Annotated in this window: 29 protein-coding genes, 2 pseudogenes and 1 riboswitch; of the genes and pseudogenes, 20 read left to right on the forward strand and 11 right to left on the reverse strand. The window is 38.5% G+C overall.

Going from position 1 to position 25,131, the window contains the following annotated elements:
* Window positions 1-380 precede the first annotated feature (380 nt).
* The 9 genes and pseudogenes from cspD to ACFSMW_RS02295 all read left to right on the forward strand — a co-directional run.
* Window positions 381-581 (forward strand): cold-shock protein CspD, encoded by a 201-nt coding sequence (cspD, locus tag ACFSMW_RS02255; RefSeq protein WP_390352648.1) that lies wholly within the window; start codon window positions 381-383, stop codon window positions 579-581.
* 279 nt (window positions 582-860) lie between these two features.
* A complete protein-coding gene (locus tag ACFSMW_RS02260) occupies window positions 861-1,421 on the forward strand; it encodes a hypothetical protein (protein ID WP_390352650.1) in 561 nt (186 codons plus the stop codon).
* A 302-nt stretch (window positions 1,422-1,723) separates the two neighbouring features.
* Window positions 1,724-2,059, forward strand: coding sequence for an ArsR/SmtB family transcription factor (locus tag ACFSMW_RS02265; protein ID WP_390352651.1), 336 nt, complete (start codon window positions 1,724-1,726; stop codon window positions 2,057-2,059).
* A 41-nt stretch (window positions 2,060-2,100) separates the two neighbouring features.
* Complete coding sequence (locus ACFSMW_RS02270) at window positions 2,101-3,099, forward strand: NADP-dependent oxidoreductase (RefSeq protein ID WP_390352652.1); 999 nt, start codon at window positions 2,101-2,103, stop codon at window positions 3,097-3,099.
* Between the two features lie 435 nt (window positions 3,100-3,534).
* Window positions 3,535-4,056, forward strand: a complete 522-nt coding sequence (locus ACFSMW_RS02275; protein ID WP_390352654.1) for a TetR/AcrR family transcriptional regulator — start codon at window positions 3,535-3,537, stop codon at window positions 4,054-4,056.
* 69 nt (window positions 4,057-4,125) lie between these two features.
* Window positions 4,126-5,091: an SDR family NAD(P)-dependent oxidoreductase gene (locus tag ACFSMW_RS02280; protein ID WP_390352656.1), complete on the forward strand. Its 966-nt coding sequence runs from the start codon at window positions 4,126-4,128 to the stop codon at window positions 5,089-5,091.
* Window positions 5,092-5,384: 293 nt separating this feature from the next.
* Window positions 5,385-5,579 carry a helix-turn-helix transcriptional regulator gene (locus tag ACFSMW_RS02285; protein ID WP_390352657.1) on the forward strand — a complete coding sequence of 65 codons (195 nt, stop codon included), beginning with the start codon at window positions 5,385-5,387 and terminating at the stop codon, window positions 5,577-5,579.
* Window positions 5,580-5,581: 2 nt separating this feature from the next.
* Window positions 5,582-6,037 carry a DUF3278 domain-containing protein gene (locus tag ACFSMW_RS02290; protein WP_390352658.1) on the forward strand — a complete coding sequence of 152 codons (456 nt, stop codon included), beginning with the start codon at window positions 5,582-5,584 and terminating at the stop codon, window positions 6,035-6,037.
* Between the two features lie 226 nt (window positions 6,038-6,263).
* A pseudogene (locus ACFSMW_RS02295) lies at window positions 6,264-6,641 on the forward strand (GNAT family N-acetyltransferase); the annotation flags it as partial.
* 94 nt (window positions 6,642-6,735) lie between these two features.
* Here the strand turns inward: ACFSMW_RS02295 and sda are convergent.
* On the reverse strand, window positions 6,736-6,861 hold the full coding sequence (sda, locus tag ACFSMW_RS02300) for a sporulation histidine kinase inhibitor Sda (protein WP_390352660.1): 126 nt from the start codon (window positions 6,859-6,861) through the stop codon (window positions 6,736-6,738).
* 169 nt (window positions 6,862-7,030) lie between these two features.
* On the reverse strand, window positions 7,031-7,591 hold the full coding sequence (locus ACFSMW_RS02305; protein ID WP_390352662.1) for a CBO0543 family protein: 561 nt from the start codon (window positions 7,589-7,591) through the stop codon (window positions 7,031-7,033).
* 186 nt (window positions 7,592-7,777) lie between these two features.
* On the opposite strand from ACFSMW_RS02305, the gene ACFSMW_RS02310 reads away from it, so the two are divergent.
* Window positions 7,778-8,233 (forward strand): hypothetical protein, encoded by a 456-nt coding sequence (locus tag ACFSMW_RS02310; RefSeq protein WP_390352664.1) that lies wholly within the window; start codon window positions 7,778-7,780, stop codon window positions 8,231-8,233.
* 254 nt (window positions 8,234-8,487) lie between these two features.
* Here ACFSMW_RS02310 and tatA read toward each other — a convergent pair whose 3' ends face one another.
* Window positions 8,488-8,670 (reverse strand): twin-arginine translocase TatA/TatE family subunit, encoded by a 183-nt coding sequence (tatA, locus tag ACFSMW_RS02315; RefSeq protein WP_390352666.1) that lies wholly within the window; start codon window positions 8,668-8,670, stop codon window positions 8,488-8,490.
* 391 nt (window positions 8,671-9,061) lie between these two features.
* Between tatA and ACFSMW_RS02320 the strand changes: the two genes are divergently transcribed.
* Window positions 9,062-9,301 (forward strand): hypothetical protein, encoded by a 240-nt coding sequence (locus tag ACFSMW_RS02320; protein WP_390352667.1) that lies wholly within the window; start codon window positions 9,062-9,064, stop codon window positions 9,299-9,301.
* A gap of 275 nt (window positions 9,302-9,576) precedes the next feature.
* Entirely contained in the window at window positions 9,577-10,089 is a 513-nt protein-coding gene (locus tag ACFSMW_RS02325; RefSeq protein WP_390352669.1) for a DUF3189 family protein, read from the forward strand.
* A gap of 248 nt (window positions 10,090-10,337) precedes the next feature.
* Here ACFSMW_RS02325 and ACFSMW_RS02330 read toward each other — a convergent pair whose 3' ends face one another.
* Window positions 10,338-10,937 carry a short chain dehydrogenase gene (locus ACFSMW_RS02330; protein WP_390352671.1) on the reverse strand — a complete coding sequence of 200 codons (600 nt, stop codon included), beginning with the start codon at window positions 10,935-10,937 and terminating at the stop codon, window positions 10,338-10,340.
* 188 nt (window positions 10,938-11,125) lie between these two features.
* On the opposite strand from ACFSMW_RS02330, the pseudogene ACFSMW_RS02335 reads away from it, so the two are divergent.
* Together ACFSMW_RS02335 and ACFSMW_RS02340 are read left to right on the forward strand one after the other, a co-directional pair.
* Window positions 11,126-11,863, forward strand: a pseudogene (locus tag ACFSMW_RS02335) (helix-turn-helix domain-containing protein); the annotation flags it as partial.
* A gap of 126 nt (window positions 11,864-11,989) precedes the next feature.
* A complete protein-coding gene (locus ACFSMW_RS02340; RefSeq protein WP_390352672.1) occupies window positions 11,990-12,472 on the forward strand; it encodes a GNAT family N-acetyltransferase in 483 nt (160 codons plus the stop codon).
* 135 nt (window positions 12,473-12,607) lie between these two features.
* Here ACFSMW_RS02340 and def read toward each other — a convergent pair whose 3' ends face one another.
* Together def and ACFSMW_RS02350 are read right to left on the reverse strand one after the other, a co-directional pair.
* Entirely contained in the window at window positions 12,608-13,183 is a 576-nt protein-coding gene (gene def, locus ACFSMW_RS02345; RefSeq protein WP_390352674.1) for a peptide deformylase, read from the reverse strand.
* Window positions 13,176-13,367, reverse strand: coding sequence for a helix-turn-helix transcriptional regulator (locus ACFSMW_RS02350; protein WP_390352676.1), 192 nt, complete (start codon window positions 13,365-13,367; stop codon window positions 13,176-13,178). Before ACFSMW_RS02350 ends, def begins: the two co-directional genes overlap by 8 nt.
* A 153-nt stretch (window positions 13,368-13,520) precedes the next feature.
* On the opposite strand from ACFSMW_RS02350, the gene ACFSMW_RS02355 reads away from it, so the two are divergent.
* A complete protein-coding gene (locus ACFSMW_RS02355) occupies window positions 13,521-13,877 on the forward strand; it encodes an ASCH domain-containing protein (protein ID WP_390352678.1) in 357 nt (118 codons plus the stop codon).
* A gap of 239 nt (window positions 13,878-14,116) precedes the next feature.
* Entirely contained in the window at window positions 14,117-14,437 is a 321-nt protein-coding gene (locus ACFSMW_RS02360) for a YolD-like family protein (RefSeq protein ID WP_390352680.1), read from the forward strand.
* Between the two features lie 337 nt (window positions 14,438-14,774).
* Here ACFSMW_RS02360 and ACFSMW_RS02365 read toward each other — a convergent pair whose 3' ends face one another.
* A complete protein-coding gene (locus ACFSMW_RS02365) occupies window positions 14,775-16,037 on the reverse strand; it encodes a cation:dicarboxylate symporter family transporter (RefSeq protein ID WP_390353887.1) in 1,263 nt (420 codons plus the stop codon).
* A 130-nt stretch (window positions 16,038-16,167) separates the two neighbouring features.
* A riboswitch (cyclic di-AMP (ydaO/yuaA leader) is annotated at window positions 16,168-16,324 on the reverse strand.
* A gap of 268 nt (window positions 16,325-16,592) precedes the next feature.
* Window positions 16,593-17,993 carry an MFS transporter gene (locus ACFSMW_RS02370; RefSeq protein WP_390352682.1) on the reverse strand — a complete coding sequence of 467 codons (1,401 nt, stop codon included), beginning with the start codon at window positions 17,991-17,993 and terminating at the stop codon, window positions 16,593-16,595.
* 388 nt (window positions 17,994-18,381) lie between these two features.
* Between ACFSMW_RS02370 and ACFSMW_RS02375 the strand changes: the two genes are divergently transcribed.
* Entirely contained in the window at window positions 18,382-18,645 is a 264-nt protein-coding gene (locus tag ACFSMW_RS02375) for a phage holin (RefSeq protein WP_390352684.1), read from the forward strand.
* Between the two features lie 141 nt (window positions 18,646-18,786).
* Here the strand turns inward: ACFSMW_RS02375 and ACFSMW_RS02380 are convergent, their stop codons facing one another.
* Both ACFSMW_RS02380 and ACFSMW_RS02385 read right to left on the reverse strand, forming a co-directional pair.
* Window positions 18,787-18,975 carry a DUF8096 family protein gene (locus tag ACFSMW_RS02380; RefSeq protein WP_390352686.1) on the reverse strand — a complete coding sequence of 63 codons (189 nt, stop codon included), beginning with the start codon at window positions 18,973-18,975 and terminating at the stop codon, window positions 18,787-18,789.
* A 225-nt stretch (window positions 18,976-19,200) separates the two neighbouring features.
* Window positions 19,201-19,479, reverse strand: coding sequence for a hypothetical protein (locus ACFSMW_RS02385; RefSeq protein ID WP_390352688.1), 279 nt, complete (start codon window positions 19,477-19,479; stop codon window positions 19,201-19,203).
* A gap of 216 nt (window positions 19,480-19,695) precedes the next feature.
* Here ACFSMW_RS02385 and ACFSMW_RS02390 point away from each other — a divergent pair, with 216 nt between their 5' ends.
* A complete protein-coding gene (locus ACFSMW_RS02390) occupies window positions 19,696-20,247 on the forward strand; it encodes a histidine phosphatase family protein (RefSeq protein WP_390352690.1) in 552 nt (183 codons plus the stop codon).
* 215 nt (window positions 20,248-20,462) lie between these two features.
* Window positions 20,463-21,728 (forward strand): dicarboxylate/amino acid:cation symporter, encoded by a 1,266-nt coding sequence (locus ACFSMW_RS02395; RefSeq protein ID WP_390352692.1) that lies wholly within the window; start codon window positions 20,463-20,465, stop codon window positions 21,726-21,728.
* 55 nt (window positions 21,729-21,783) lie between these two features.
* Here the strand turns inward: ACFSMW_RS02395 and ACFSMW_RS02400 are convergent, their stop codons facing one another.
* Window positions 21,784-23,271, reverse strand: coding sequence for a glycine betaine uptake BCCT transporter (locus tag ACFSMW_RS02400; protein WP_390352694.1), 1,488 nt, complete (start codon window positions 23,269-23,271; stop codon window positions 21,784-21,786).
* 520 nt (window positions 23,272-23,791) lie between these two features.
* On the opposite strand from ACFSMW_RS02400, the gene ACFSMW_RS02405 reads away from it, so the two are divergent.
* Window positions 23,792-25,129, forward strand: a complete 1,338-nt coding sequence (locus ACFSMW_RS02405; protein WP_390352696.1) for a short-chain fatty acid transporter — start codon at window positions 23,792-23,794, stop codon at window positions 25,127-25,129.
* Window positions 25,130-25,131: the final 2 nt, after the last annotated feature.

Here is a 25,131-nt window from a genome sequence, read left to right on the forward strand (position 1 = left end):
GTTCCATTTCCCACAGCTGCTCTTTTGGAAAATTAGCGCGTTCTCTCTAAATGCTGACCCATCTTACATCATGGAAACACGTACAAAGCGCCATTATAAGCATGAAATGAATATGTATGGTCATGTACATTTATGCAAGCAATTGAAAGAACATCGGGGCTTGCGTTGTTGGTTGCAATAATCGTATAAGAGGAATTTCTGTGAATGCAAAAAGAACAGTATCTTTTTAAATTGATATATGTTATACTAAAGTTACTTAATTGTTCGTGTTAGCAATACAGGATCTATGTCATAACTTAAAATGTTTATCATCGTCTTGAATTATTATCAGAACAACCAAAGGAATAAACGTGCTTCTATGCACAATGGAGGAATTTCATATGAACACAGGTTCAGTTAAATGGTTTAACGCAGACAAAGGTTTCGGTTTCATCGAAGTTGAAGGTGGAGACGATGTATTCGTACACTTCTCAGCAATTCAAGGCGATGGTTTCAAAACTTTAGAAGAAGGTCAACATGTCTCTTTCGATATCGAAGAAGGTAACCGTGGACCACAAGCAACTAACGTTGTTAAATCTTAATTTATGATAAAAAGTTCTTCCGTAACGGAAGGGCTTTTTATTTTTGTTTTAAATAAATTTATTTGGCCGAATGCCATAGACAAATGGGGTGTCAGTTCAACGGCAATTCAGTCATGTTGAGATTGAGATATATCCCATTTATTCTATTAAAGCGCACAATTGTTTAATAATAAAAAGAGCCCTTGCTAAGGCGGTACCGACCCATTTGGCACTTAATTCTTGCAGTAGTTGTTTTCAGCATATTTGAAGAGATAAACTCAAAAAGGAGGGCTTCACATAATGATTACTGTACATACAAATACGCTCATTTCAACGTTACTGTTGGATGATGATTTACCCAGTGATTATACGAGGCGTCCAGAAAAATATATTGTATCGCTCAGCAATATTAATGCAAAAAAGTATACGGAGTCCCATTTGAAGGATAACCATACTGGATTCGTTCCAGGGGTCGTTTTATTGCGCAACGGAGAAACACCTATTTTAGATTTGGAACATGAAACTGCTGACGTCATTTCCACTTGGGTTGAATTACTGGCCCTGACTCGAAGTTGCTGTGAAGGCGCCGAGCGCTTAACTTTTATATTCGATTCTCCGTACGAACTTAGCATGGATAAAAAGAGTGATTTTTTTATTTTAACAGTGCACGACCGATCTTATGCAAAAGGAACTTCAAAAAGTTATGCTTTACAAAAGAATCCTTTTTTACAAGAAATTATAAAGGGTGCTAGTGTTGCTCATGGGTTTTTCGAGGGTATTACGAAAAATGCTGAATTAGAAGAACTTAAAGACAATATAATCTTCCTTAAAGATATATACTACTGTACAAATGACGAATAAAGTATCCCGCAAAATAAAAATTAAATGATTTTTTAGAACGTACTCCAAATATAAGATGCCCTTCACCGTGCCTCACATAAGAGCATGATCCACTGTGACGCTATCTATTAGACTTGAATAAAGATGGCAGTGCAATTCTTCAGCCCACTGTAAGGTTAATGAGGATTCTTCGCTCTAATATATATTCGTCTCGATTTGCTTTCTCCATATTGCACCTAACATAACAATCGTATATTGTTGTATTCAGTAACTAGGTTCATCAAATTAAACGATTAAACTAATCGTTGGAGGTGTTTTACTGAATGAATAAACAGGACCAACTAAAAATGATCAAAGAGGATTTTATGAATTGCCAAAAAGTACTATTGGCAATTGGTGATGAAACCCGTCAATCGATCTTGCTAGTTCTGATGGGGACGGATTGCCAAACAGGATTGCGTGTGGGTGAAATCACTGAACAAACACATCTTTCTCGTCCTGCTGTATCCCATCATCTGAAGGTCTTACGAGATGCTGGTGTTATTTTAATGCGTAAGGAAGGGACAAAAAACTTTTATTATATTAATGTACGTACAGAATTAGGTTTATTAAGGACGCTTGTATTGGATATTGATAAGTTTATGCAGAATTTTTATTGAATTGATGGCGTGTAAACATACATTATCTGGAGGTATAGACTATGAGAGCAATGGTGATTGATCGGTATGGGAAAGTTCCAATGCGTTTGGCAGAAGTAGCCACACCTGAAATTGGTGAATATGAGGTACTCGCAGAAATTCATGCAGCTAGTATTAACCCTGTTGATTTTAAGATACGCGATGGGAAAGTGAAATTGTTAATCAAATATAAAATGCCTCTTATCTTAGGAAATGACTTTTCTGGTGTTGTGGCGAAGGTTGGTGCAAAAGTGACTCGTTTTAAAGTTGGTGACGACATATACGGACGCCCACGTAAGAGTAGAATCGGTACTTTTGCTGAATACATTGCTATTCATGAAAATGATATCGCCTTAAAACCTAAAAATTTGAGTTTTCCAGAAGCAGCATCGATCCCGCTGGTTGGGCTAACATCTTACCAAGCCTTAAAAGACATTTTGCAACTACAAAAGGGGCAAAAAATTCTCATTCAAGCTGGGGCGGGTGGTGTCGGTACCTTCGCTATTCAACTGGCCAAATTAATGGGTGCCACTGTCGCTACGACTGCCAGTGAAGCTGGTACAAATTTAGTTAAATCTCTTGGTGCAGATGAAATTATAAATTACAAAACAGAAAAATTTGAAGAGATATTGAAAAACTATGATGCGGCATTTGATACACTTGGGGGCAGGGCACTCGAAAAATCGTTTAAAGTGATAAAAAGTGGCGGAAAAATTGTTTCCGTTTCGGGATTACCGAATGCTCGTTTTGGTAAAGAATATGGTTCCGGATTTTTAAAAACGTTGTTGTTTTCAGCGGCAAGTCATAAAGTTACTGCGCTTGAAAGAAAGCATAATGTTCAATATACATTTTTGTTTATGAAGCCAAGTGGAGAGCAATTGCGTATAATCGCAAATTTTGTTGAGACTGGTAAGATAAAACCTATAATTGATAGCGTATTTCCTTTTGAAGACGCCCAAAAAGCGATGGAATATTCAGAGTCAGGAAAAGCAAAAGGAAAATTAATATTAAAAATCAGATAGTTGTAAACGAAGCAAAAAAATATATCCTTACTTTCCAAATTTCTTTTTCATGATTATATGTGGCTCCCTTTAAGATACAGGTATTTAATGTGCTTCTGTCCCAGGATTTCCATGCCTGCCAGTTAACTTGGCGCTTTTAATATACAAATAGACAGACCACACGAGGGGATCGCGGGGACGATTCAATGTGCGGTCTGACAAAGATATTATTCGTTCCAATTTATGGAAATTAAGGGGGTCCATCAATTATAAAAAATAAAAGCGTTTGGGGAAGTTTCTATGGCGGGGGGTCATGACGCCTCAGCAAATAATAAAATCCTTTTCATTTTACAAGCTTTTCCCTAAAAATTTAAAGTATAACACTTGAATTAGATATTAGAGTCAGTTATTATGTAATTGATCAATCAATAATTAACTGTGAGCAGGTGTTTATGCATGGTTAGACCAAAAAAGGAAAATCGTAAAGAAGACATTCTCGAGGCGGGTTTGGAAGTTTTTGCGAAAAGAGGTTATTATAATACAACTACTGCGCTCATTGCAGAAAAAGCGGGCATATCTCAACCTTATGTCTTTAAATTTTTTAAAACAAAAGAAGAGTTGTTTATTGCAGCGTTAGATAGAGCATTTGAACGAATCCTTCAAACTTTTGAAAATGTAGAGGCTGCCCCAGACCATCTGGTCACCAATATGGTTGCCGCATATGAAGAATTGTCTGAATCAAACCCCAATGAAATTTCATTACAGGTCATAGGTTTTTCAGTGACAGAAGAGGCAGTACAACAATCTATGAGGAGAGGCTTATCCCGTATTAAAAGTTATACGCTGGAAAGATTTCATGCTGCAGGAATTCCAAATGCGAATCGGGAAGTCACGACCTTCTTGGCAAGGGGAATACTCTGTAACATTTCCTTTTTTATGGATTTACCTGAACTTATTGACGATGAACAGAGCCGATGACGAATTATCATCGGTTTTTTCACTCAAGTTTATTTATTGATTAATCACTAATTGAAAGGGGATGAGATGATGAAAACTGCCATAGTATTAGGAGCAACTGGTGGAACTGGGCAGGCTATTGTTTCGGAATTACTGGAAAGACAAGCAGAGGTCATTGCTTTCGGGCGTTCTGAAAGTAAATTGAAAACATTAATGGAGAACCACAATTTTGATCAACGGTTGTCATACCAACTGGGCGATATATTTGATTACCGAACTATTATTGCCGCAGCAAAAGACGCAGACGTTATATTCCAATGTGCTAACGTTAAATATCAAGAGATGGAGGCAAAGCTTCATTTACTTGGAGAAAGTGTAATGAAAGCAGCAGATACGCTGAAGACAAAGATTGTTATTGTAGATGGGATCTATGTTTACGGGCATCAAGTCGCAAAAGGGGATGAAAATCATCCAAAACAGCCACATACGAAAAAAGGTAAATTACGAGTGGAATTTGAGAAATTAATATTTAGTAACAAATGGAAGAATGCAGAAGCATTAATTGTAAGATTGCCGGATTATTATGGCGCTACTTCCCAGAATTCCTATTTGCAGCCCACGTTAGAAGGGATGGCTGCTAAAAAGATTTCAATTTTTATTGGCAATATGAGTACGGCACGGGAATATGTATATTTACCAGATGCAGCTAAGATGATTGTAAATATCGCAGAAAAAGACGATGCTTATGGAGAAAATTGGAATATACCTGGTGGAGGAATGATATCAGGGAAGGAAATTATTCAGATAGCCCGTAAGGTAACTGGAAATCATAAGATGATTATCCCTCTAAATAAAAGTGCTATTGGTTTCATCGGGTTTTTTGATCCGTTTATGAGAGAAGTGGTGGAGATTATGTACCTTACTAAAGAAGGATTTGTTTTGAATGGGGAAAAATATGAAAAACGTATTGGCCCCGTACCAGCTACTCCCTTCAAAAAAGGCCTTGAAGAAACATTACTATTCTTAATGCATAATAAAAAAATGACATCAAACTGAATAGGTTATCAGTAAAGAACTGAAATTGTTTCAAAAACAACGGGATTTTTGAATAAGTCCAAGAAAAAGGGCCCTCCCATTTGTGGGGACCCTTCTACTTCATATTGATAGGTAGAACAGGAGGCAAAGTTACATATTTTCTTTTTCTAAATAAAGGTGCAGGCTTTTCAGAAACAGTAGCCCGATCATTTCTCCCTGTATGCGATGGATAGCTCCATATTGACTTTTGATACACTTAATGTAATATATAACTAACATTTGTTATATATATATTTCTTATTGTAGGTGACTTGATGAAAAATAACGTGAAAATAACACGAATAAAATTATCTATGAACCAGCAGGAATTAGCTCAAAAGGCTGGTGCCACTAGACAGACAATTGGACTCATTGAGAAGGGGGAATATAACCCGAGTTTAAACCTCTGTATAGCTTTAGCAAAAGCACTGAATAAAACGTTAGATGAATTATTTTGGGAGGTTGAATAAAGATGAAATCCTGGATATGTTTTTTACTACCTGATGATGAATATAAACAACAAAAGATGTTGTATTTCTACTCAGAAGGTGCAATAATCCTTGTTATATCGCTTATTATCATGATGATCTGCAACACCTTTTTTAATTTGGATGCAGGAATTGTTTTATTGTCATCTATTGCCATTTTCCTTTTTTACATCACTGCAAGATATATTGTGTCTGGGATTGAATACACTGATGTTGCAACAGAAAAAGCATTTAAGAAAGAACTGAAAGTAATATTTGTCAGGGTTATCAGCTTTGTCGTTATTTTTGCATTGATGTATATAATTTGGAGCGGAGTTCCCGATGTACGTAGTGAATGGCTAAATATGATTGGCTTACTACTTAGCGTTGGCTTAATTTGGTTCTTTTCAAGCTTTATTTCTTTAAAGCGTTCATTCAAAAAGAATAGAGATTTACTGTAAAAAATAGCTATGAACTACGACTGGCGGATCGATAATACCATCGGGACGTGATTGCTTAAAAGCAAAGCAATAGTATTCATTTATAGGGTGAAACGGTGTGGAGCAGGTTCCGTATTTAGGCAAAAATTACAAAGAATGTTGACTGACTGTGGGTTTAACATGTGATTACTAATTTATTAACCGACTGCCTTATTTTATGAGGATTTTAGATTTTGGCAGAAACGATAGATTGGATTGGTTTGAGGACCATATTCCCAACAAAAGACCTTTATGGGCTGTTGCATGTGGAGGTGAAATTTATGGCTGGGTAAGTTTTCAGTCTTTCTACGGCAGACCAGCATATAATAGGACTGCCGAAATCAGTATTTATTTGAATGAATACGCTAGAGGTAAAGGTCTTGGAAAAAAGACCTTAGCCAAAGTAATTGAGGCTTGTCCCAAGTTGGAGATTGATACTTTACCTGGATTTATCTTCGCGCATAATGAGCCAAGTATTAAACTGTTTTCAAGTTTTGGTTTTGAGAAGTGGGCTCACTTACCAGAAGTTGCTGATTTAGATGGAATGAAGAGAGATTTGCTTATCGTAGGTAAGAAAAATTTTTGACGCATGCATGGGGCGCGATTAGAAGTGAGCGTAAAGTAACAAAACCATTTAAGCTTTTAACAAATAGTCTTTTGCCAATTTTGTTGGGTTCTCATTAAATAGAGCGGTTTAATATTTCATTTTTCAGCAACAACAGAAATTCATTATCAAGTTTCAGCTCTTTCGCTTTATTGTATGTAAGAACAAGTAATTTGTCTGGCATGCTCTTCATTGCTGACATGTACCTCCTGTGTATAATCCAGTCCTAAATATTTGCTATGATACAATATTTCGATACATTGTTAAAGCAAAAAGGTCTTTTGATAAATTGACGCAAAAAATTTAAAAGATAGTGTGCTTCTCATTGGTGAAGATAAAGGAAGGGATAGTCTATCATCTCCCTTCCTTTATTACTGCTGCACCTTTTTAAAACTATCCATGTTACTGAACCAATTCGCTACAAGATAAAGAAATAAATAAATGAAAAAGTCATAAATGCTAAGCCATTTTTTTGGATCATAAAAATCGATTTCTTCAAAAATCTTCATAGCTATGAAAGCTCCAATAGCACCAAATATTGCTCCTTTGATAAGTGCGTTAGCATGTGGTTTGATTTGAAGAGTAAACATAAGCGCCACTGGAGTTAGGGAAAAATGATAGGGGAGAAATAGCAATGCCCCTATAGGTGAAAACACCATCGGGTATGACCAGAGCCCGCGCGATAAAGCAATTAAGTCAATCATCAATGATAAAAGTATGGTTATAAACCCAGCAAAGAGAAGTCTGCCTGTACTTGCCTTTTTTCGAAATAACAACCATATAATCCAAGGAAAAATAAATAGTGCAATTCCGAACCACCATTGCCATGTAAACATAAATCCATTAACCACCGCATCGGACATTATTTTATCCATTTCGATTAGTTTTTGGTAGGATTTTTCAACCTGATCGATTCCTTCTTTAAATGACATGCTTTAGCTGCCTCCGTATACATCCAAGTCTTTTTGTTTTTCACACATGTTATTAGCTTTTGCAATTTCTTTGTATTTTATGAGGGGGATTCATTAGCTGAAGTTATTTTTAGGCAGATTATGAAGAACTGTGGTGAATATTTTTGAAGAAGGGAAAGAAGATATGAATAAAAAGGAAACTATCTAATGATCGGAATGCTTATTGCCATTGTTGTTTTTAATGTCATAGCTTTTGCAACAAACCAACGCCTTACTAAAAATCAAATTATTCATATATGGACTTTTACAATGGTTTTTCAAATGCTCGTTGATCATATTATTGATGGGAAATACCATGGATATTGGTATTTTGGAGAACAACCTGAATGGAAGGATTTGCTTCCAATAACCGTGCTAATTCCTCCAGTAAATATGATATTCCTTCATTGGTATCCATTCGCGAAAGGGATATATAAGCGCATAATGTACGTTGCTGTATGGGTTTTAGTCATTACATTTTATGAACTAATTACCTTGTTGCCTGAACCGTGGGGTTACTTTAGTTATGGTTGGTGGCATACATGGTATTCAGCGATTGTTAATCCTTTTTTGCTTATGAGCGTAATCTTATATTATAAATGGATTAGGAAAATGGAGAAGTGATGCCACTAATAAATGCTGGGAGGATCTTATTCAAGGGAGTACGGTCTCAAAAAATGCACTCACACAGGTGGGGCTGTGTCTTATTTAATACATCCATCGTTCTTGATAAAAGAGTTATTCATCTACTGGTTGTTAATGGATCATAGCTTAATACTTCATAGAAGGCAATTCAGCGACCAAGCTTCCCGCAATCAAAGCACTTGACGGTGAAACATCACTTTTACCAAGCTTATCTATTTCAAATTGTTGATAATTCATTTTGAATGATCATCTTTATTTTTTTCCTCATCACTCATTAATTCCCGTGCTGATTTTTTAAACTCTGATAGTGCTTGTCCTACAGATTTGCCAATCTCCGGAAGTTTACTTGGGCCAAAAACAATCAGGGCAACTATCAAAATCAATATGAGTCCAGGTACGCCAATATTTGAGAGCATGGGTCTCCTCCTTTGGATTACGTGGAAAATATTTCATGTATTGTTTCACTAATTTTACCACGAAAAGTTCTTGCATATACCAAGATTTATAACAGTAGTGGAACTTTTTATTACTGCCTGATGTGTTGCCTCATATGAAGATACATCACAAAGCTTCTTCTTTTTTATATCAGGTTAAAGTAAAGGCTGGGCGCCTATACTGTCATCACACCTTCACACTGGCAGAGGTGTTTGCGTATTCTTATAAGTGCAGTTTTTTCTTTGTTTAATGACTCATAATGTGATAAAAGTAATATAGCGTTGTTTTGCAAACAGAACATTATTTTTGAATTTTGGTACGATAAGACCATTGTATTTTTTGATAAAGATCAAATGATAGGGAGGAAAAAGGATGGAGTTGACTCCAAAACAACGAGTGGTGTTGATATCTTTAACCACTGAATGGCAGACGCCGATACAGCTTACCAATCAACTTCCGAAAGCATCAGGGGATCTCCCTGATGTACAAGAAGCACTCAAAGAACTTTTGTCTGAAGGGCTGGTTCAGACTAATCCAGTTGTAATTGGTCTATATCGACTAACCACGAAGGGTATAGCCACCAAGGGAGCGGAGTTGGATAAGTCCCAATAAATTTTAAAGGCAAAAACTCCGGCAGCCTTGGCTTCTTAACATGTATAACTTGCAGATATAGCTTCTGAATCGAAGCATACTGCAGCATTATTCATCCTCCTTCAAAAACAGTAACCCCTATGCTATAAGCCTTGAAGGCTTCTATCTGCCCCTTGCTTTTTTGGCAAGGGTTTTTTAGTGCTGGATAACATCAAACTAAATAAATAGCGGAATGAATAGAAACGGTCTAAATACTTACAATAGAAACAGATGAAACGACAAAGGGTGGTTTTCCAATGATTTATATTTACAATGACTATGGCGGGACGCATACTACAGCTTTGGCTGCCGCATATCACCTGAAACAACTGCCTCAATCCGAAAAAACACTGCCATCGGATGAAATATTAAATGTAAGATACTTTAATCAACTGACTAAAAAGGATTTTGGGAAACTGATTTTTCACGGTAAAGATGAAGACGGCAACGAAGTATATACGATTGGACGAAAGAGGAACAAACTTGTTGTTCCGGCATTAAAAGAATTGACTTTATTACTTCAAAGCAAATTTAATCATCATGAAAAAATTATTTTCTCCAACACATCCCCGACCGTTCCGATTGTTATGTCATTCGGAGGATTTTTCTCGAGAGGACTAAAAATGGATTTTATAGGTGTACCATTATTAGTAAAAGGGGCGAAACAATGTTGTGATAATATTTACCGTTTAGTAGAAAACACGAAACAAGTTGCAAAAGATTCTTCCACTGAGCGTGTGATTATCCTGGAAAATAAAATGTATAAATAGGAAGCATGTTCAAATAAAAAATGAACCTGCAAAATATTCATGAAGACAGCATCGATATTGCAGGGTTATATGACGGAATCCTGTCCTGGAGAAGAAGCCTGCAAATGATATGAAATAACAACTGATGTGGTTGAGGGCAGTCACTTAAAAGTCTTGCCACGTAAGTAAACCCAACTTCTTGACAAAAAAGGAAGTTGGGTTTTTTAGATGGTGGGTCTGCATTTTGGAATTCATGTTTAAGGTTCATCTTAATAAATTTCATAACTTTTCCCGGTCTGCACACCTTCCACGCTTTTTCTAAAGGCCAAGGCAACTTTACTTAATGGAACTGGTTCAAATCCAGGAAAGAATTCACGGAGCTTTTCCGGTGATTCCTGAAACACAGTTGGACTGACGCTGTTAAGCCGTATTCCTCTTGGTGCTTCTGTTGCTGCCGATTTTACAAAGGCCTTTACAGCACCATTTGCCATAGCGGAAGACGCGCCTTGGTAAATGGGCTCATCCATGATGACACCTGTAGTTAAGGTGAAGCTGCCTCCATCATTCACATGACTCATGCCAAGTAACACAAGGTTGATTTGTCCTTTTAATTTGCTCTCAATGGTGATTTCGTTCAATTCTGGAGTTATCTCTTCCAAAGGTCCAAAATGGGCGTTTCCTGTCGCACTGATGACTGCATCTACTTTTCCAACCTGTTCAAACATTTCCTTTATACGATGAGGTTTGGTAATATCCACTTTTACATCTGCGTTATGGCGTGCAGCCCGAATGATGTCATGTTTTCCTTCTAATTCTTTACTGATGGCCTTTCCCAATAGGCCGGTAGCTCCGATTAATAGTATTTTCATAGATACTGATCCCTCTTTCCCATTTGTTATATATCCTAGATTATACAATGCGGTTATACATCAGTAAAACGAGTTATCTCGATTGAATCAATCAATAAAATTGACTTGTAAAGGGGAATGAAATGGGAAAACTAAAAACTGATCACATTGAAATTTTGCTCAATCAAGTGTAACATCCCAAATCCAAGCTGGTTGTAAAAGGGGAAGCAATCTTTCAAATAAACGAAGAAAGAATAGTGGTACAAAAAGGTGATGGACTATTTATTAACAGCGGCTGTCTGCATATGGCTGAAGAAAAGAAACAATCAGGCTGTGTTTACATTTGCTTAAATGTCTCCCCGTATTTTATCCTTTCACAAGAACTTTACACTACCTATGTAACTCCTTATACGCGAGCAACTAATTTACCTTACGTGATCGTAGATACGAATGAGATTTGGGGGAAAAGCATACTAGATGCCATTTTAAAAATCTAACAGCTGATTGAGCGAAAACCCCAGCACTATGAAATGGATATAACCATGCAATTAACATTCATTTGGAAAAACTTAATTTATAATGGTTTTCAACCGGAATACGTTCAAACGGAAATGTTAAAGAACCAGCGGATGAAGCAAATGTTAAGCTGGATACACTTGCACTATGCTGAGAAAATCCTGTTAGAGGACATTGCAAGGGCTGGCCAATTGAGTCGCTCTGAATGCTGTCGATATTTCAAACGAATATTAAAAACTACACCAGTAAATTACATGATGGATTATCGTATTCAAAAAAGTCTGGTCCTGCTGCAGCAAGCAGATTTTAATATTACAGAAGTTGCCTATCAAGTGGGTTTTAATAGTACAAGCTATTTTATTGAGAAATTCCGAAAGTCGATGAACATGACACCTTTAGCATACAAAAAATATAAAATAAATGCGTATTAAAACATGGCCCAACAATGGGGGAAGTTGTAGGGGAAATCACCATTAAATCTTACTTTGATTGTATAATTCAAACTATGTGCAAATAAAAGCTTTGTAAAATTAGTTTTACCAAGGAGGCTAAATAAGATGGTCATACTAAGAAATGTTCAACCAGCAGATCTAGAACAGTTGTTAGCAATTGAGAATGAAGGTTTTCCAACAAATGAAGCCGCTACAAAAAAAGCACTTGAGGAGAGAATTCAGTTGATACCTGATACCTTTATTGTGGCAGTAAAGGAAGGGGGTCTACTAGGGTATATCAATGGACCTATTATTAACCAGCTTTACCTTACTGACGATCTATTTGAAAACATTACAACAAACCAAAAAACAGGAGGATATCAAAGTATTTTAGGACTAGTAGTGTCTAAACAAGCAAGAAATATTGGAATTGCTACGCGCTTAATTAAAAAAATGGAAGAGCTTGTAAAAGAAAATGAAAGAAAAGGCATTACTTTAACGTGCAAACAAGATTTAGTTTCTTTTTATGAAAAACAAGGGTTTATTAATCATGGCATCTCTGCATCAAAACATGGTGGAGTAAGCTGGTATAACATGGTTAAGTTATAAAACAGCACAGATTTAAACGAAGGGAATCATTGATGAATGGAAAGGGGTACGTATCAAAAACAACCATATCAAAAACGTTCCCCCCTTATTATTTAGAAGGAACGAGTGAAAATTGAATGATGGATGTTTTGGACTTCAATATAAACTTCTGCTGTTTTCTGGCAGCTTAAATGGGTTTTCTTTATTAATTCGGTCATAAAACATGATGCCATTTAAATGATCTATTTCATGTTGAATAACAATAGAGCTGTATCCGCTAAGCTTCAACATGATTTCCTCCCCGTCTAAATTAATTCCTTTGACTTTTATCCGCTCATATCTTGGCACGAACCCCTGAATTTCCCTATCAACAGATAGGCAGCCCTCACTTGGAGGTAAATAAATCATGGATACAGAATGGCTGATTATTTTAGGATTAACCAGCATATATTCATGTTTTCTATCGTTTTCATCTGTTAAATAAGCAGCGAACATACGCTTATTTAAACCAATTTGGTTTGCTGATAAACCTACACCTGCACGTAATTTATGTTTTTTTGCAATGGTTGGATCTTGACTGTTTTTTAAGAAGTTCCTCATACAGATTAACGTTTCTTTATCTTCAGAAGAAAGGGGAACTGCCACTTTGTGTGTAGCTTGGTGTAAAATCGGATTTCCTTCTCTTACAATATCTTTCATCGTTATGAAATAATTCGAATCAAATTTACTCATAAGTAAATAATTCATCCACCTTTACGTTTAAAATTTTGGCTAATTTAAAAGCCAATTCTAAAGTAGGGTCATATTTGTCATTTTCAATACAATTTATCGTTTGTCTAACTACACTGCATTCTTTGGCAAGCCGTTCTTGTGTTAGCCCCATTTTTTTTCGTAATGCTTTGATTTTATTTTTCAATATTGAATCACCCATGTCAAAAGTATTAGTCAATATCAATATAACAGACTTGAATAAGATGTCAATACTTTTGGACATAATTGGGCTGCTTCTTTGTCTTCGTCGTTCATCAATTAACTGGCAATGAATGAAACCTTGGTGGTATGATGGTAGATGAAGATAGAAAGGAAGTGTTCCGATTTGAGCAGTTTACCAGAAAAAACTTGTACAATTGAAAAACTTGTAACCATACCGAAGGATGTAGAAAAAGTGATAGCAGGTAAAAAAACAGCCACTCGGCGAAATGGTATATATGCTGATATTGGAGAGATAATGGAATTGGATGGCAAAAAGTTTAAAGTGGATGCGATATATCCGCAATATTTGGGAGATGTAACTGAAATAGATGCAAGGAGAGAAGGCTACGATGATTTAGAGAGTTACAAACAATCTATTTTGAGTATGCACCCTGGTATGCGCTGGGCTCCGAAAATGCAAGTATGGGTACATGAATACTCCCCGATAAATTAATAGAAGATACTTGCGGTCAAAACTAAAACGACAGTTTTTTGTTTCACCTAATAGGATGGCATTTCAGGTTTATCATATATCCCTAAAAAGCAAGGCATAGCGCCTTGCTTTTTTATGGAGAAGAATAAATTACCATTGTGGAGGAATGTATATTCTTTTATAATAAAGCATATGATGAAAACAAATGTTCGTTCGTTTTGAGGTGTATGATGATGGGTAAACAAAAAGAGGGCAGGAGCATGAAGAATGCGAATGATCGCGGGACAAAGAAATGGTCTGCTATGATGCTTACCGAGCATCAGGAGGCGCTGACTAAATTATTTCATTACGATAAACACACAGAAAAACCATTTTTGTCAGAAGACCAGGTTGCAAAAATAGATTTTATGCTGCGCAGAGCTGTATCGGATGATTTATCGATAGCCATTACATATTACAGTGAAGAAGGGTTTCACAATATCAAGGGAAAAATCACTTCAATAAATGCTTATAATAAGACACTCCTAATGAAGGGATATATGATTGATATGGAAGATGTTACTGAGGCAGAAATCTTATGATGTTGTTCAATCCCAGCACCCAATTAGTGGTGCTTTTTTTATGCCTTGTTCTGAGACACCGGTTTGCTAGGCGAACGCGTGACTGATTTTTGAATACTCGGCCTTTGCAAAAGGTTTTTTCGAAACCAGTTTGAACGCTTCTTTTCATTTTTTCCTCCTATAAAGGAAGCTCACCAATACATGTACCTTGCATTTAAATTAACTATGGCTTTCGACTTATCCGAAGTCCTGGAGAAGAATATTGTGGCAGACGTGAATTAAAGGAAGGAAAACTGCAATACGTAAAGAAACACGCATAAATAGTTAAGTGATGTATGCGTGTTTCCCAAGTATAGTATTAAAATGTTTGTTCAGCTATATTTTCTTCCACTGGAGGATTGAATTGACCTTCCCATTTAGCAACCACAATGGATGCAAGGGAGTTACCTACCACGTTTACAGCCGTGCGGCCCATATCCAGGATACGGTCGATGCCGGCGATGAATGCTAATCCTTCAGCAGGTAATCCAATTGTACTAAAGGTTGCCAGCAATACAACGAAGGATACGCCCGGTACACCTGCCATCCCTTTGGAGGTAACCATCAGTACCAGCATCAAGGTGATCTGTTGTCCGATACTTAGTTCTATTCCATACATTTGGGCAATGAATAATGACGCAACAGCTTGATATAAAACAGAACCATCCAAATTAAAGGAATATCCAGTTGGGATAACGAACGTAGCAATGTGTTTGGGACTGCCAGCTTGCTCCATTTTGTCCATGAGCCGCGGAAGTACAGTCTCGGAGCTTGCTGTTGAAAATGCCAGAATTAATTCTTCTTTAATCATTTTTAACAGCTTAAATATGCTGAAACCGACAAGTTTCGCCATCAACCCTAATACAACCAGAACGAAGAAAATCATCGTTCCATAAACGGTGATTGCCAGTTTTCCTAATGGAATTAAAGAAGAAAAACCATATTTGGAAATCGTTACACCGATTAATGCGAACACACCGATTGGGGCGTATTTCATAAATAGGTTTGTGACGTAGAACATGGCCTTTGCAGTACCTTCAAAAAACCGCAGTACAGGTTTTCCTTTATCGCCAATTGCTGCGATACCCAGACCAAATACGACTGCAAAGAAGATGATAGCGAGCATGTCGCCATCAACCATCGCTTCTACCGGGTTGGTAGGAACGATATGCAGTAGCGTGTCGGCTATGGACTTGTCTTCTTGTTCTTCCGTTGTTTTCACATAGGTTGAAATGTCTGTTTGCTGCAATTCTTGCTTGTTCAAGCCGCTTCCTGGCTGGAAGATATTTCCCGCTAACAGACCAACAGCGATGGCGACCAATGTCATACTAACGAAATAAGTTAACGACTTACCGCCAAGCTTGCCAACAGATTTCAAATCCCCGACGCCTGCGATGGCGACGATAATACTAGATAGGACAATCGGAACGACGATCATTTTAATCAAGCGTATGAACAGGTCACCGAACGGTTGCAAAAAATTTTGCGCCGTTTCATTTCCATAGAAAATACCACCGACAATAATACCTAAAACCAATCCAATAAAAATTTGACTAGCTAAACTCAATTTCATTTTTTTCATCAATTACCCTACCTTCTTGTTAGTTATCTATGTTGCTTAGGCAAGGGAAACAAAGATGATTTGAATAAAACGAATAATGCCAAACAAAAAAGACACGGTCGGTGTCGATTCGCATTCAATCATATGTTCATTTGTTTCCTTTAATCGCTGACGAGGTTAGCTTTCGGGTTAGGACTATGGAAACAGCAAAGCAAGCCCATCCCAGGAATAGGGATTCACCCCAAACGGAAATTCCGCTATAAATATTGGGTCCCCCGTTCTTAAAAAAGATTAAGCGAAGTAATATAAATGGCTCTACTATTATACTACTAAAAAATTATTTTTGTAAATAGCAGAAATTACCATTTTTCGACAGCTTTATCTTTGTAATATCGTGCAGTGCCAAGGAAGTATAAGATTTCACCAATAAATATTATTCTAAAGGGGAAAAGGATCAGTGCGTTATGCTCTTTCTCTTTGAAGACATCGCTAGCGTGACACTTTTTTAGAAAATAAAAATCCGCAGCACAGAGGCTCATTATGGAGTATCTGCGCTGCGGAAGTCATGGGCATAATTTATTTATCTGTCTCATCTGCTTCCCACCATAACGAATCTTTTGGGTTTTCCACAGCTTCCTTGTACTCAGACTTAGAAGCAACAGTTGGATAAGAACCTTTAAGTGATTTTCCTGAAGTGCTGCTGAACAAGAATAATATTACTAAAAACCCGATAATACTCACAATTGTCAGATAAAATCCCGGTGCCAAGTTGTTTCCGGTTTTGAGAACGAGCCACGTAGAAATTAATGGGGTGGTTCCGCCAAATAATGATACAGAGACGTTAAAGGTCACAGCTAGTGTTCTATATCGAATATCCGTGTAGAACATTGTTGGCAACGTTCCAGGCATTGTGCCCTCATATGTTGCAAGCAGCACGCCCAGAATGAATATGCCTAAAGAAATAAGGGCGAAGGTGTTCAAATTTATGAAATAAAAAGCAAGAGCGGAAAATAAGGTCAATCCACCTAAACCAATTAAGAGTACAGTCTTGTTCCCGATTTTATCACTGAGTCTTCCGAACATAAGGGCAAGCGGGACCATGATTATCATCGTAATAGTGATCAATACGGTACCCACTGTACTGGATAATCCGATAATCTCATCCAAATAGGAGGGCATGTATGACAATAACATGTAGTTTGTGATGTTAAAGAATGCGACAGCAACAAAACATACAAGAATATCCTTTTTGTGGTTTTTTAAAATGGAGAGGAAACTTTCCTCTTGAACCCCATCATGAGAAATTTCATTTTCAAAGATAGGCGTTTCTTCTAAACCGTTTCTTAAGTAAAAGCCGATAAGCCCTAAAGGTAAACCAAGCAAAAATGGTATTCTCCAGCCCCATGTGGCCATCTGCTCATCAGAAAGCGTGAGAAAAAGTGTACTTGCTAGCAGGGAAGCTAATATATACCCGGCGAGTGTACCGACTTCCAGGCCACTTCCAAGCATATTACGCTTATTGTCCGGAGAAGATTCTGCAATATAAACCATTGCTCCTGCGTATTCGCCGCCAGTAGAAAAACCCTGAATAATTCTGGCTATCAGTAAAAGGATGGGGGCCCACACACCTATTTGCGCATACGTGGGCAATAAACCAATCAATAATGTGGATATTGCCATTAATATAATGGTGGTTGTCAGAACAACTTTTCTGCCTAGCTTATCCCCGATTCTACCGAAAATAATACCACCTAATGGTCGCATTAAAAAGGCAATCGCAAACGTACCAAATGTGAATACTAATTTTAATTCGTCATTTTCCACAGCACTAAAAAAGTTTTTGCTAATTATAACAGCAAGATAGGAGTATAGGCCAAAGTCGAACCATTCCATCGCATTTCCTACCCCTGTGGCAAACACGCTTTTCCTTGTCTGTTTAATATCTACGATGTTGATTTTTTTCCTGTTAAATTTCATTTTATCACATCAACTCCCTGCCACTGTATGCGTGTGCTATTATCCATGAATGAGAAATGACTGCTCGAATACCGGTTTACATGTCGGTGATTTTTGCAAAAGTTGTAGGTGCGATAACCAAACATGAATCATTTTGTTATGGATTATTTTTTCTATTTTTCCTTAGTTGGCAGAAATTATTCCTTCTTAGCACAATGCACAAGAGCCTATTGCAAAGATGTCAGAGAAGGGCGTGGGTTTCGGAAGTTTGGGCAGCTTAAAGTTTTAAACTGAGGGGATATGACGGTTTAAATTCGACTTGGGACATGTGGCTTGTACGACTGTTTTATCAGGATTCGCATACATATTGTAGAAAAGGATTTGAGAAAACAGAAGGAGGATCAATAGCATGTATGAAAAGCAGGTGAAAAATGATAAGGTCAAAGGAATTGTCATTTTAGTGGTTGGTTTCCTGCAAGCGCTGATGGGATTTTTGGCTACATTGAATATTAGGTTTGAATGGCTCTCTAACGAAAGTATTAATGCATTTGGTGTCTTGTTAACAGCGTTTATCATGTTAGTTGCCGGTGTATATGCAGTTTGGAAAAATACATTTACAGGGAAAAAGGCACAGAGACAAAATGAAGAACTGCATAAAAAAGGTTTGAAGTGAGGCATCCCCATCCGGGTGCTTCTTTTGTATGGCGAAACAAGTCTGATCGTATGATCTGCCAGTCGCATAGGCTGATCTCGAACTATCGGGCATGAAAATACCCAGTGCCATATAAGACACTGGGTGCTTTAGAGGATATTTTTATATGCTCTTCTTCATGCCGCATTTCAGACATTCACGAATGAAAACGAAGTCTTTCACACTGCTTTTAAAATGGGTGTTTCCGCAATTATCACAGGCCCCTGACCTGATATCCGGATATTCATTGTAATCATAAATAATAGATGTATCAAATGTGCCATAACGGCTTTCATCTTTTTGAACTGCCATATTATCACCTTCATTAAAAAGTGGACATCATCTGATGTCGACACACCTATTATAACATAAAGATGCCGATAAAAGAAAAACGGATGTTAAATATGCCCCCCAGTCCCAGGATAACCGGGAGCAGTGATGGGGGGCATTGTTCTAACAACTGTTTGATTTCCCAAGTAATACATTTAAGTTCGTCACAATAGCAATTGCCAATACGAAATAAGCATACAGTCTCTTTTAAAATAAGGGGTTGTTGTTGTTTTGTGTCGTTTCATTCAATTGCTGCCTTGTGTCATGCAGCTTTTCATTTGCTTGCTGAAATTGCGGATTTTGTGTGGCAGTCTCACCAAATTCTTGCTGCACCTGTTTCAATATTTGTTCAGCTTGATTCAGATCCTGGTAAGATTGTTGTAGTGAACCATTGTTCACTCCCTGAGCATCCACCATCGCTGTTGCGGCTTGCTTGATTTGCCTGCTTACCGTATCGAGCTGTTGCTGCAGATTTTTCTCTGACATCGAATTCCCTCCATATTGCATCAAGTTGAAATTATTTTGTCTCAGTTTTTCTGAAATATGTAGGTACTCCCGGGATGATCCCAAGCATTTGTTAACATTTCGGTTGAGTACGAACAAGGTAAGGTTTGTGGATCGCTTCCTTGTTGATTTGCTAAAAGTTTAGGATAATATTGTGTAATCGAAAAACTGCCATTTATTCAAAGAGGAGGTTGCTGGATGCAAACAGATTTATACTTGGTTAGGCATGCACATTCTATATATACCCCTGATGAAGTAAACAGACCGTTATCAGAGAAAGGTATGGCAGATGCACAAAGGGTAGCTGCAATTTTTCATGAACAAAAAATTGATCATATCTATGCCAGCCCTTATAAAAGGGCGGTACAGACTGTTGAAGGAATAGCAGTCTTTCGAGGAAAAAAGGTACAGATCGAAAAGAATTTTAGAGAGCGTAAATTAGCGGGAAAACCAGTTGTTGATTTCGATTATGCCATTAGGAAAGTGTGGGACGAGCCTTCTTTTTCCTGGGAAGGTGGAGAGTCGAATATTGCAGCGCAAGCGCGTGGTGTTGATGCAATACTTCGGTTGCTTGAATGGCATATGGACCAGCGGATCGTCGTTGGTACACATGGTAATATCATGGTATTGATCATGCAATATTTCGATCAAAAATACGGATTTGATTTTTGGGATAAGCTTGGCATGCCGGATGTTTATCGTCTGTGTTTCCATGGACTGAAATTGGCTGATGTGCAGCGATGCTGGTGATTCATCTATCTTATTGCACAAAGGAAGGAATTATCGCGGTTGTCGTTCGATAAATCTCTCTTTAACCTAAAAGCTGGATCAGAGGTATTTTTCAGGTCATTCAGTACTTTCTATGACTCCTTTTGAAAAACATGTCCTCTTTAAATGATAAAAATGTATGCAAACGCATACATTTGATTGTGATCATCTAAATGACTGAAGAAGGGGAGTGGATCATGGGGCAGCTATGGCGTTGGTATAAAAAGAAATCCTTCATGTTGAAGATAACTGCCGGTTTTGTGATCGGGATTGCTGCTGGCTTGATATTAGGACCAGCAGCTGATGTTTTGTCTCCGTTTGGTACATTATTTTTAAATTTGCTTAAAATGATTGTCGTCCCACTAATTTTGTTAACGTTAATTGTATCTGTCAATAATTCGAAACCAAAGGATCTCGGGCGAATTGGAGGGAAAATATTTCCTTACTACCTGATCACGACTGCCATTGCGGTATTATTGGGTATTTGGATCGCGAAGCTGATTCATCCCGGTGCGGGGTTGCGCATCCCGAGTACAGATGTGGAGGTGCCAGATGCTCCGGCGACCATCGATGTATTATTGCATATTGTACCGGAAAACATATTCGATTCGTTAGCGAATGGAGACATATTGAGCATCGTATTTCTGGCAATCATCACAGGCTTTGCTATTTCCTTCATGAGATATGCCAAAGATGCAAAAATGAATGCAATGGGAGAACTGCTCCTTCACATTTCGGAAGCAGGAAGTGAGGTGACATTTAAAATATTGAATGGCATTTTGCAATATGCTCCGATAGGTGTACTTGGTATTACTGCATCATCCATTGGCAACCAAGGTTTCCAAACACTATATTCGCTTGGTAAATATGTAACAGCCTCTTACGTGGGGGTCGCTATTCAAATGTGCTTGTTTTTTCCACTTATGCTTTTCATTTTCCGTGTGCCGGTACTGCGATTTTTCAAAAACATCAGTGAAGCTGTTATGACAGCATTCTTGACCTCCAGCAGTTTGGGTACGCTACCGGTAACATTGAAAGCGGCGCAGAAAGCCAAAATCAGTGATCGTGTGGCAAACTTCACATTACCGATTGGAGCTACAGTTAATATGAATGGATCAGCTATCCATTTTGGTGTAGGTGTTGTTTTTGCGGCTGATATTGTTGGATATGATTTGAGTATTGGTATGATCATCAGCATTATACTGACAGGAACACTTGCGGCTGTCGGAACAGCTGGCGTGCCCGGCGCGGGCTTGATCGGGATGTCCATTGTCTTCACCCAAGCAGGCCTGCCGATCGAAATCGTCGGGCTGACAGCGGGGGTAAATGTCATCACAGATATGGTATTTACAACATGCAATGTGACGGGAGATTTAGTCGGTGCAGGAATTGTTGATAAAAGCGAGCGGCGGCACCTTGAGCAAGTTTCTTCGAGGGTGATGGAAGACAGTATGGCAAAATAAACATGAAAATAACGAGGCCCCCATCCTTCAAAAGAATTGGGACCTCACGATATGTTTAATTTCTTCTCATCATTTTCACTTCTGCCCGCAATGCTTTCAATAGGGCGAAAATCATGAGTATCATGACGAATGAAAACGGCAGGGCTGCAGATATGATTGTATTCTGGATTGCGGTCAGTCCCCCCACATAAAGAAGAATGACAGCAACGGCTGATTGGGCAATCCCCCAGATGACCTTCACGCTATTTGGCGGTGTCAAAGACCCATTGGTAGATTGAATGCCAAGCACGAAAGTCGCTGAATCTGCTGATGTGATAAAGAAAGAAGCAATAAGCAGAATTGCTATGATAGACAGAACGATTGCCATCGGCATATTGTCAAACATGTTAAATAAGACAAGTTCGGTGGCATATTTGCTTAAGTCGACCCCGCCGTCTTGCATGTGATCGGCAGTCGTACCAAATACTGCATACCATACAGAAATAAATAGTGTCGGGACCACAAGCACCCCGATGAAAAATTCACGAACCGTGCGGCCCTTGGAAATACGGGCAATAAACATACCGACGAATGGAGCCCAGGAAATCCACCATGCCCAGTAGAAAATGGTCCATCCATCAACCCAAGCTCTGTTGTCGCCGGGCAGGGGTGCTGTCCGGAAACTCATTTTTAAGAAGTTTTGCATATACAGCCCGAATGTTTCTGTAAACATATTCAATATCAGCAATGTCGGACCGATAATGAGTACGGCAATCAAGAGCAGGATTGCCAACCCCATATTCAAGTTGGAAAGGTATTTGATCCCTTTGCTAAGACCAGACCAGGCTGAAGCAAGGAATAAGATGGTAACCACCAAAATGATGAAAAATTGTGCTTCAAAACCTACTTCGATGCCAAATAAGTGGGCAAGCCCGCCATTGATTTGTACAGCGCCAAAACCAAGCGATGTGGCAACACCGAATACGGTGGCAAATACAGCAAGCACATCAATCAATATACCGAATGGCCCGTTCATCCGATCCCCGAAAATCGGTTTCAATGTAGACGAAATAAGGCCAGGTTCTTCCTTGCGAAATTGGAAATAAGCGAGAGAAAGTGCAACGATACCATACATTGCCCAAACATGCAGTCCCCAATGGAAGTAAGTGTAACTCAAACCTTCCTTCATGGCTTCGTTCGTTCCTGGTTTAGATGTAGGTGCGTCACTGATGTAATGAAACAGCGGTTCTGCCGCTCCATAAAATACTAATCCGATTCCCATGCCTGCAGAAAAAAGCATGGCGATCCACGAGGCGGTCGAGAAATCCGGCCGCTCATGATCTTTTCCCAAACGGATTCTCCCATAAGAACTGAAGGTTAGAAAAATGGAGATGCCGACCATGGCAGTCATTAGCAATGTGTAGTACCAGCCAAATGACGTGGCCACGAATGACGTGATGTGACCCGTGATATTTTCAAATTGGGCCGGAAAGACAGCTCCAAGAAACACGGAAATAACGACTAAGACGACAGTAACATAAAACACTTTTGAGATTTTCTTCATGATTCCCCCTGCAAAAATTTAGTTAACACGGTTAATAACGATACCAGATTGTTTCGGGCAATTCAAATAATCTTTCTTTTATTGCTAGAAGACCTATCGCTGCAAAAAGGGGAACAAAGGCGCCAAAAAAGCTTCCGTCTGAAGTGATCCCGGACGGCGGTGATAGCACATATTCCATCATGACGTAATTATATATTTTTTGAATGAAATAAAGCTATCTTTGGAAGACGTATTGCTTGGTAGAATGGCAAGTTTCGACTAAGGATAAACTGTCTAAGGCAAAACAGGTAAATTTCATTGCATAAGTTGTGATTTTAATATTATTAAATATAAAATGTTCCTAAAAATAAGTATAATAGACACTGGTGATTTGGAAGTAGTCCCAAGACAAGACAGTTTATGGAATGCAGCCTGTATGTCCAGGTTTCGTTACGCTTTTCGTAGATAAGAAATGAGAAGGGAGGGAAGCAGCAGGTAATTATATATTAAGAAGCAAAATAATGGAAAGAGGGAAGTAAGCATGGGAGCAATCACTTCTTTTTTTGACCGGATGGTGCAGCGTTTTTTACCTGATGCATTTCTATTCGCTATCATTTTAACATGTATTGTATTTCTGATGGGGACTGTATTCACGGATAGTTCTCCAGTAGATATGGTGAATTACTGGGGGACGGGTTTTTGGGATTTGCTGGCTTTTGCCATGCAGATGTCGCTGATTGTTGTGACGGGATACATATTGGCCAGTACGCCAATCGTGAAAAAGCTTTTGACCAAATTGAGCAGACTTGCTAATACACCTGAGCAGGCGATTCTTGCAGTCACATTTGTGGCATCGATTGCTTGCCTGATTAATTATGGTTTTGGTCTGGTGGTGGGCGCTTTGTATGCGATACACGTCGCCAAGCGGGTGCCTGCTGTTGATTATCGTGTGTTGATGGCAAGTGCATACAGTGGTTTTTTGCTTTGGCATGGGGGATTATCTGGATCAATTCCATTGCTGATCGCGACTCCGGGACATTTTTTGGAGGATTCTATCGGAACCATTCCTGTAACAGATACATTGTTCAGCGGATTCAATATATTTATCGTTTTGGTGTTGCTGTTCACGCTTCCGTTTTTAAATAGATTTTTAATGAAATCCAAGAAGCCTGAAAAAAATACAGATGCAGCACATTGGCAAACAGAAACGATTGGAGAAATGGGAGCGGCGGAACGGAAAGGAAGGGAAAAAAACGAGACGCCCGCAGAACGATTGGAAAACAGCAGAATCGTTTCCTATCTGATAGGGGTCCTCGGTCTGAGCTATGTGGTATACTTTTTCGTGCAAAATGGATTCGACTTGAATATTAACATCGTCAATTTCATCTTCTTATTCATGGGAATCATTTTCCACCAAACACCGCGGCGATTTTTACACAGTGTGAATCATGCCGTGAAAAACGCTGGAGGTATCATCATTCAATTCCCGTTCTATGCCGGCATCATGGGGATGATGGTCACTTCTGGTCTGTCAGAGCAAATGTCTCTATGGTTTGTCCATATTTCCAATGCTACAACCTTGCCGTTATTCACGTTCATTTCTGCCGGCATTGTCAATTTCTTTGTCCCTTCAGGCGGGGGGCAGTGGGCAGTTCAAGGACCGATCATGGTTCCCGCAGCTCTTGAAATTGGCGCTGATACGGCCAAAACGGCGATGGCAGTTGCATGGGGAGATGCCTGGACAAATATGATACAGCCGTTCTGGGCGTTGCCATTATTAGCGATTGCAGGGCTGAAGGTGAGGGATATCATGGGATTTTGCGTGATGATTCTGATATACAGCTTCTTTCCGATTGCAATTGGTTTGTTACTCTTTTGATT

The sequence above is a fragment of the Tigheibacillus halophilus genome (genome assembly GCF_042683165.1).
Lineage (GTDB): Bacteria > Bacillota > Bacilli > Bacillales > Amphibacillaceae > Tigheibacillus > Tigheibacillus halophilus.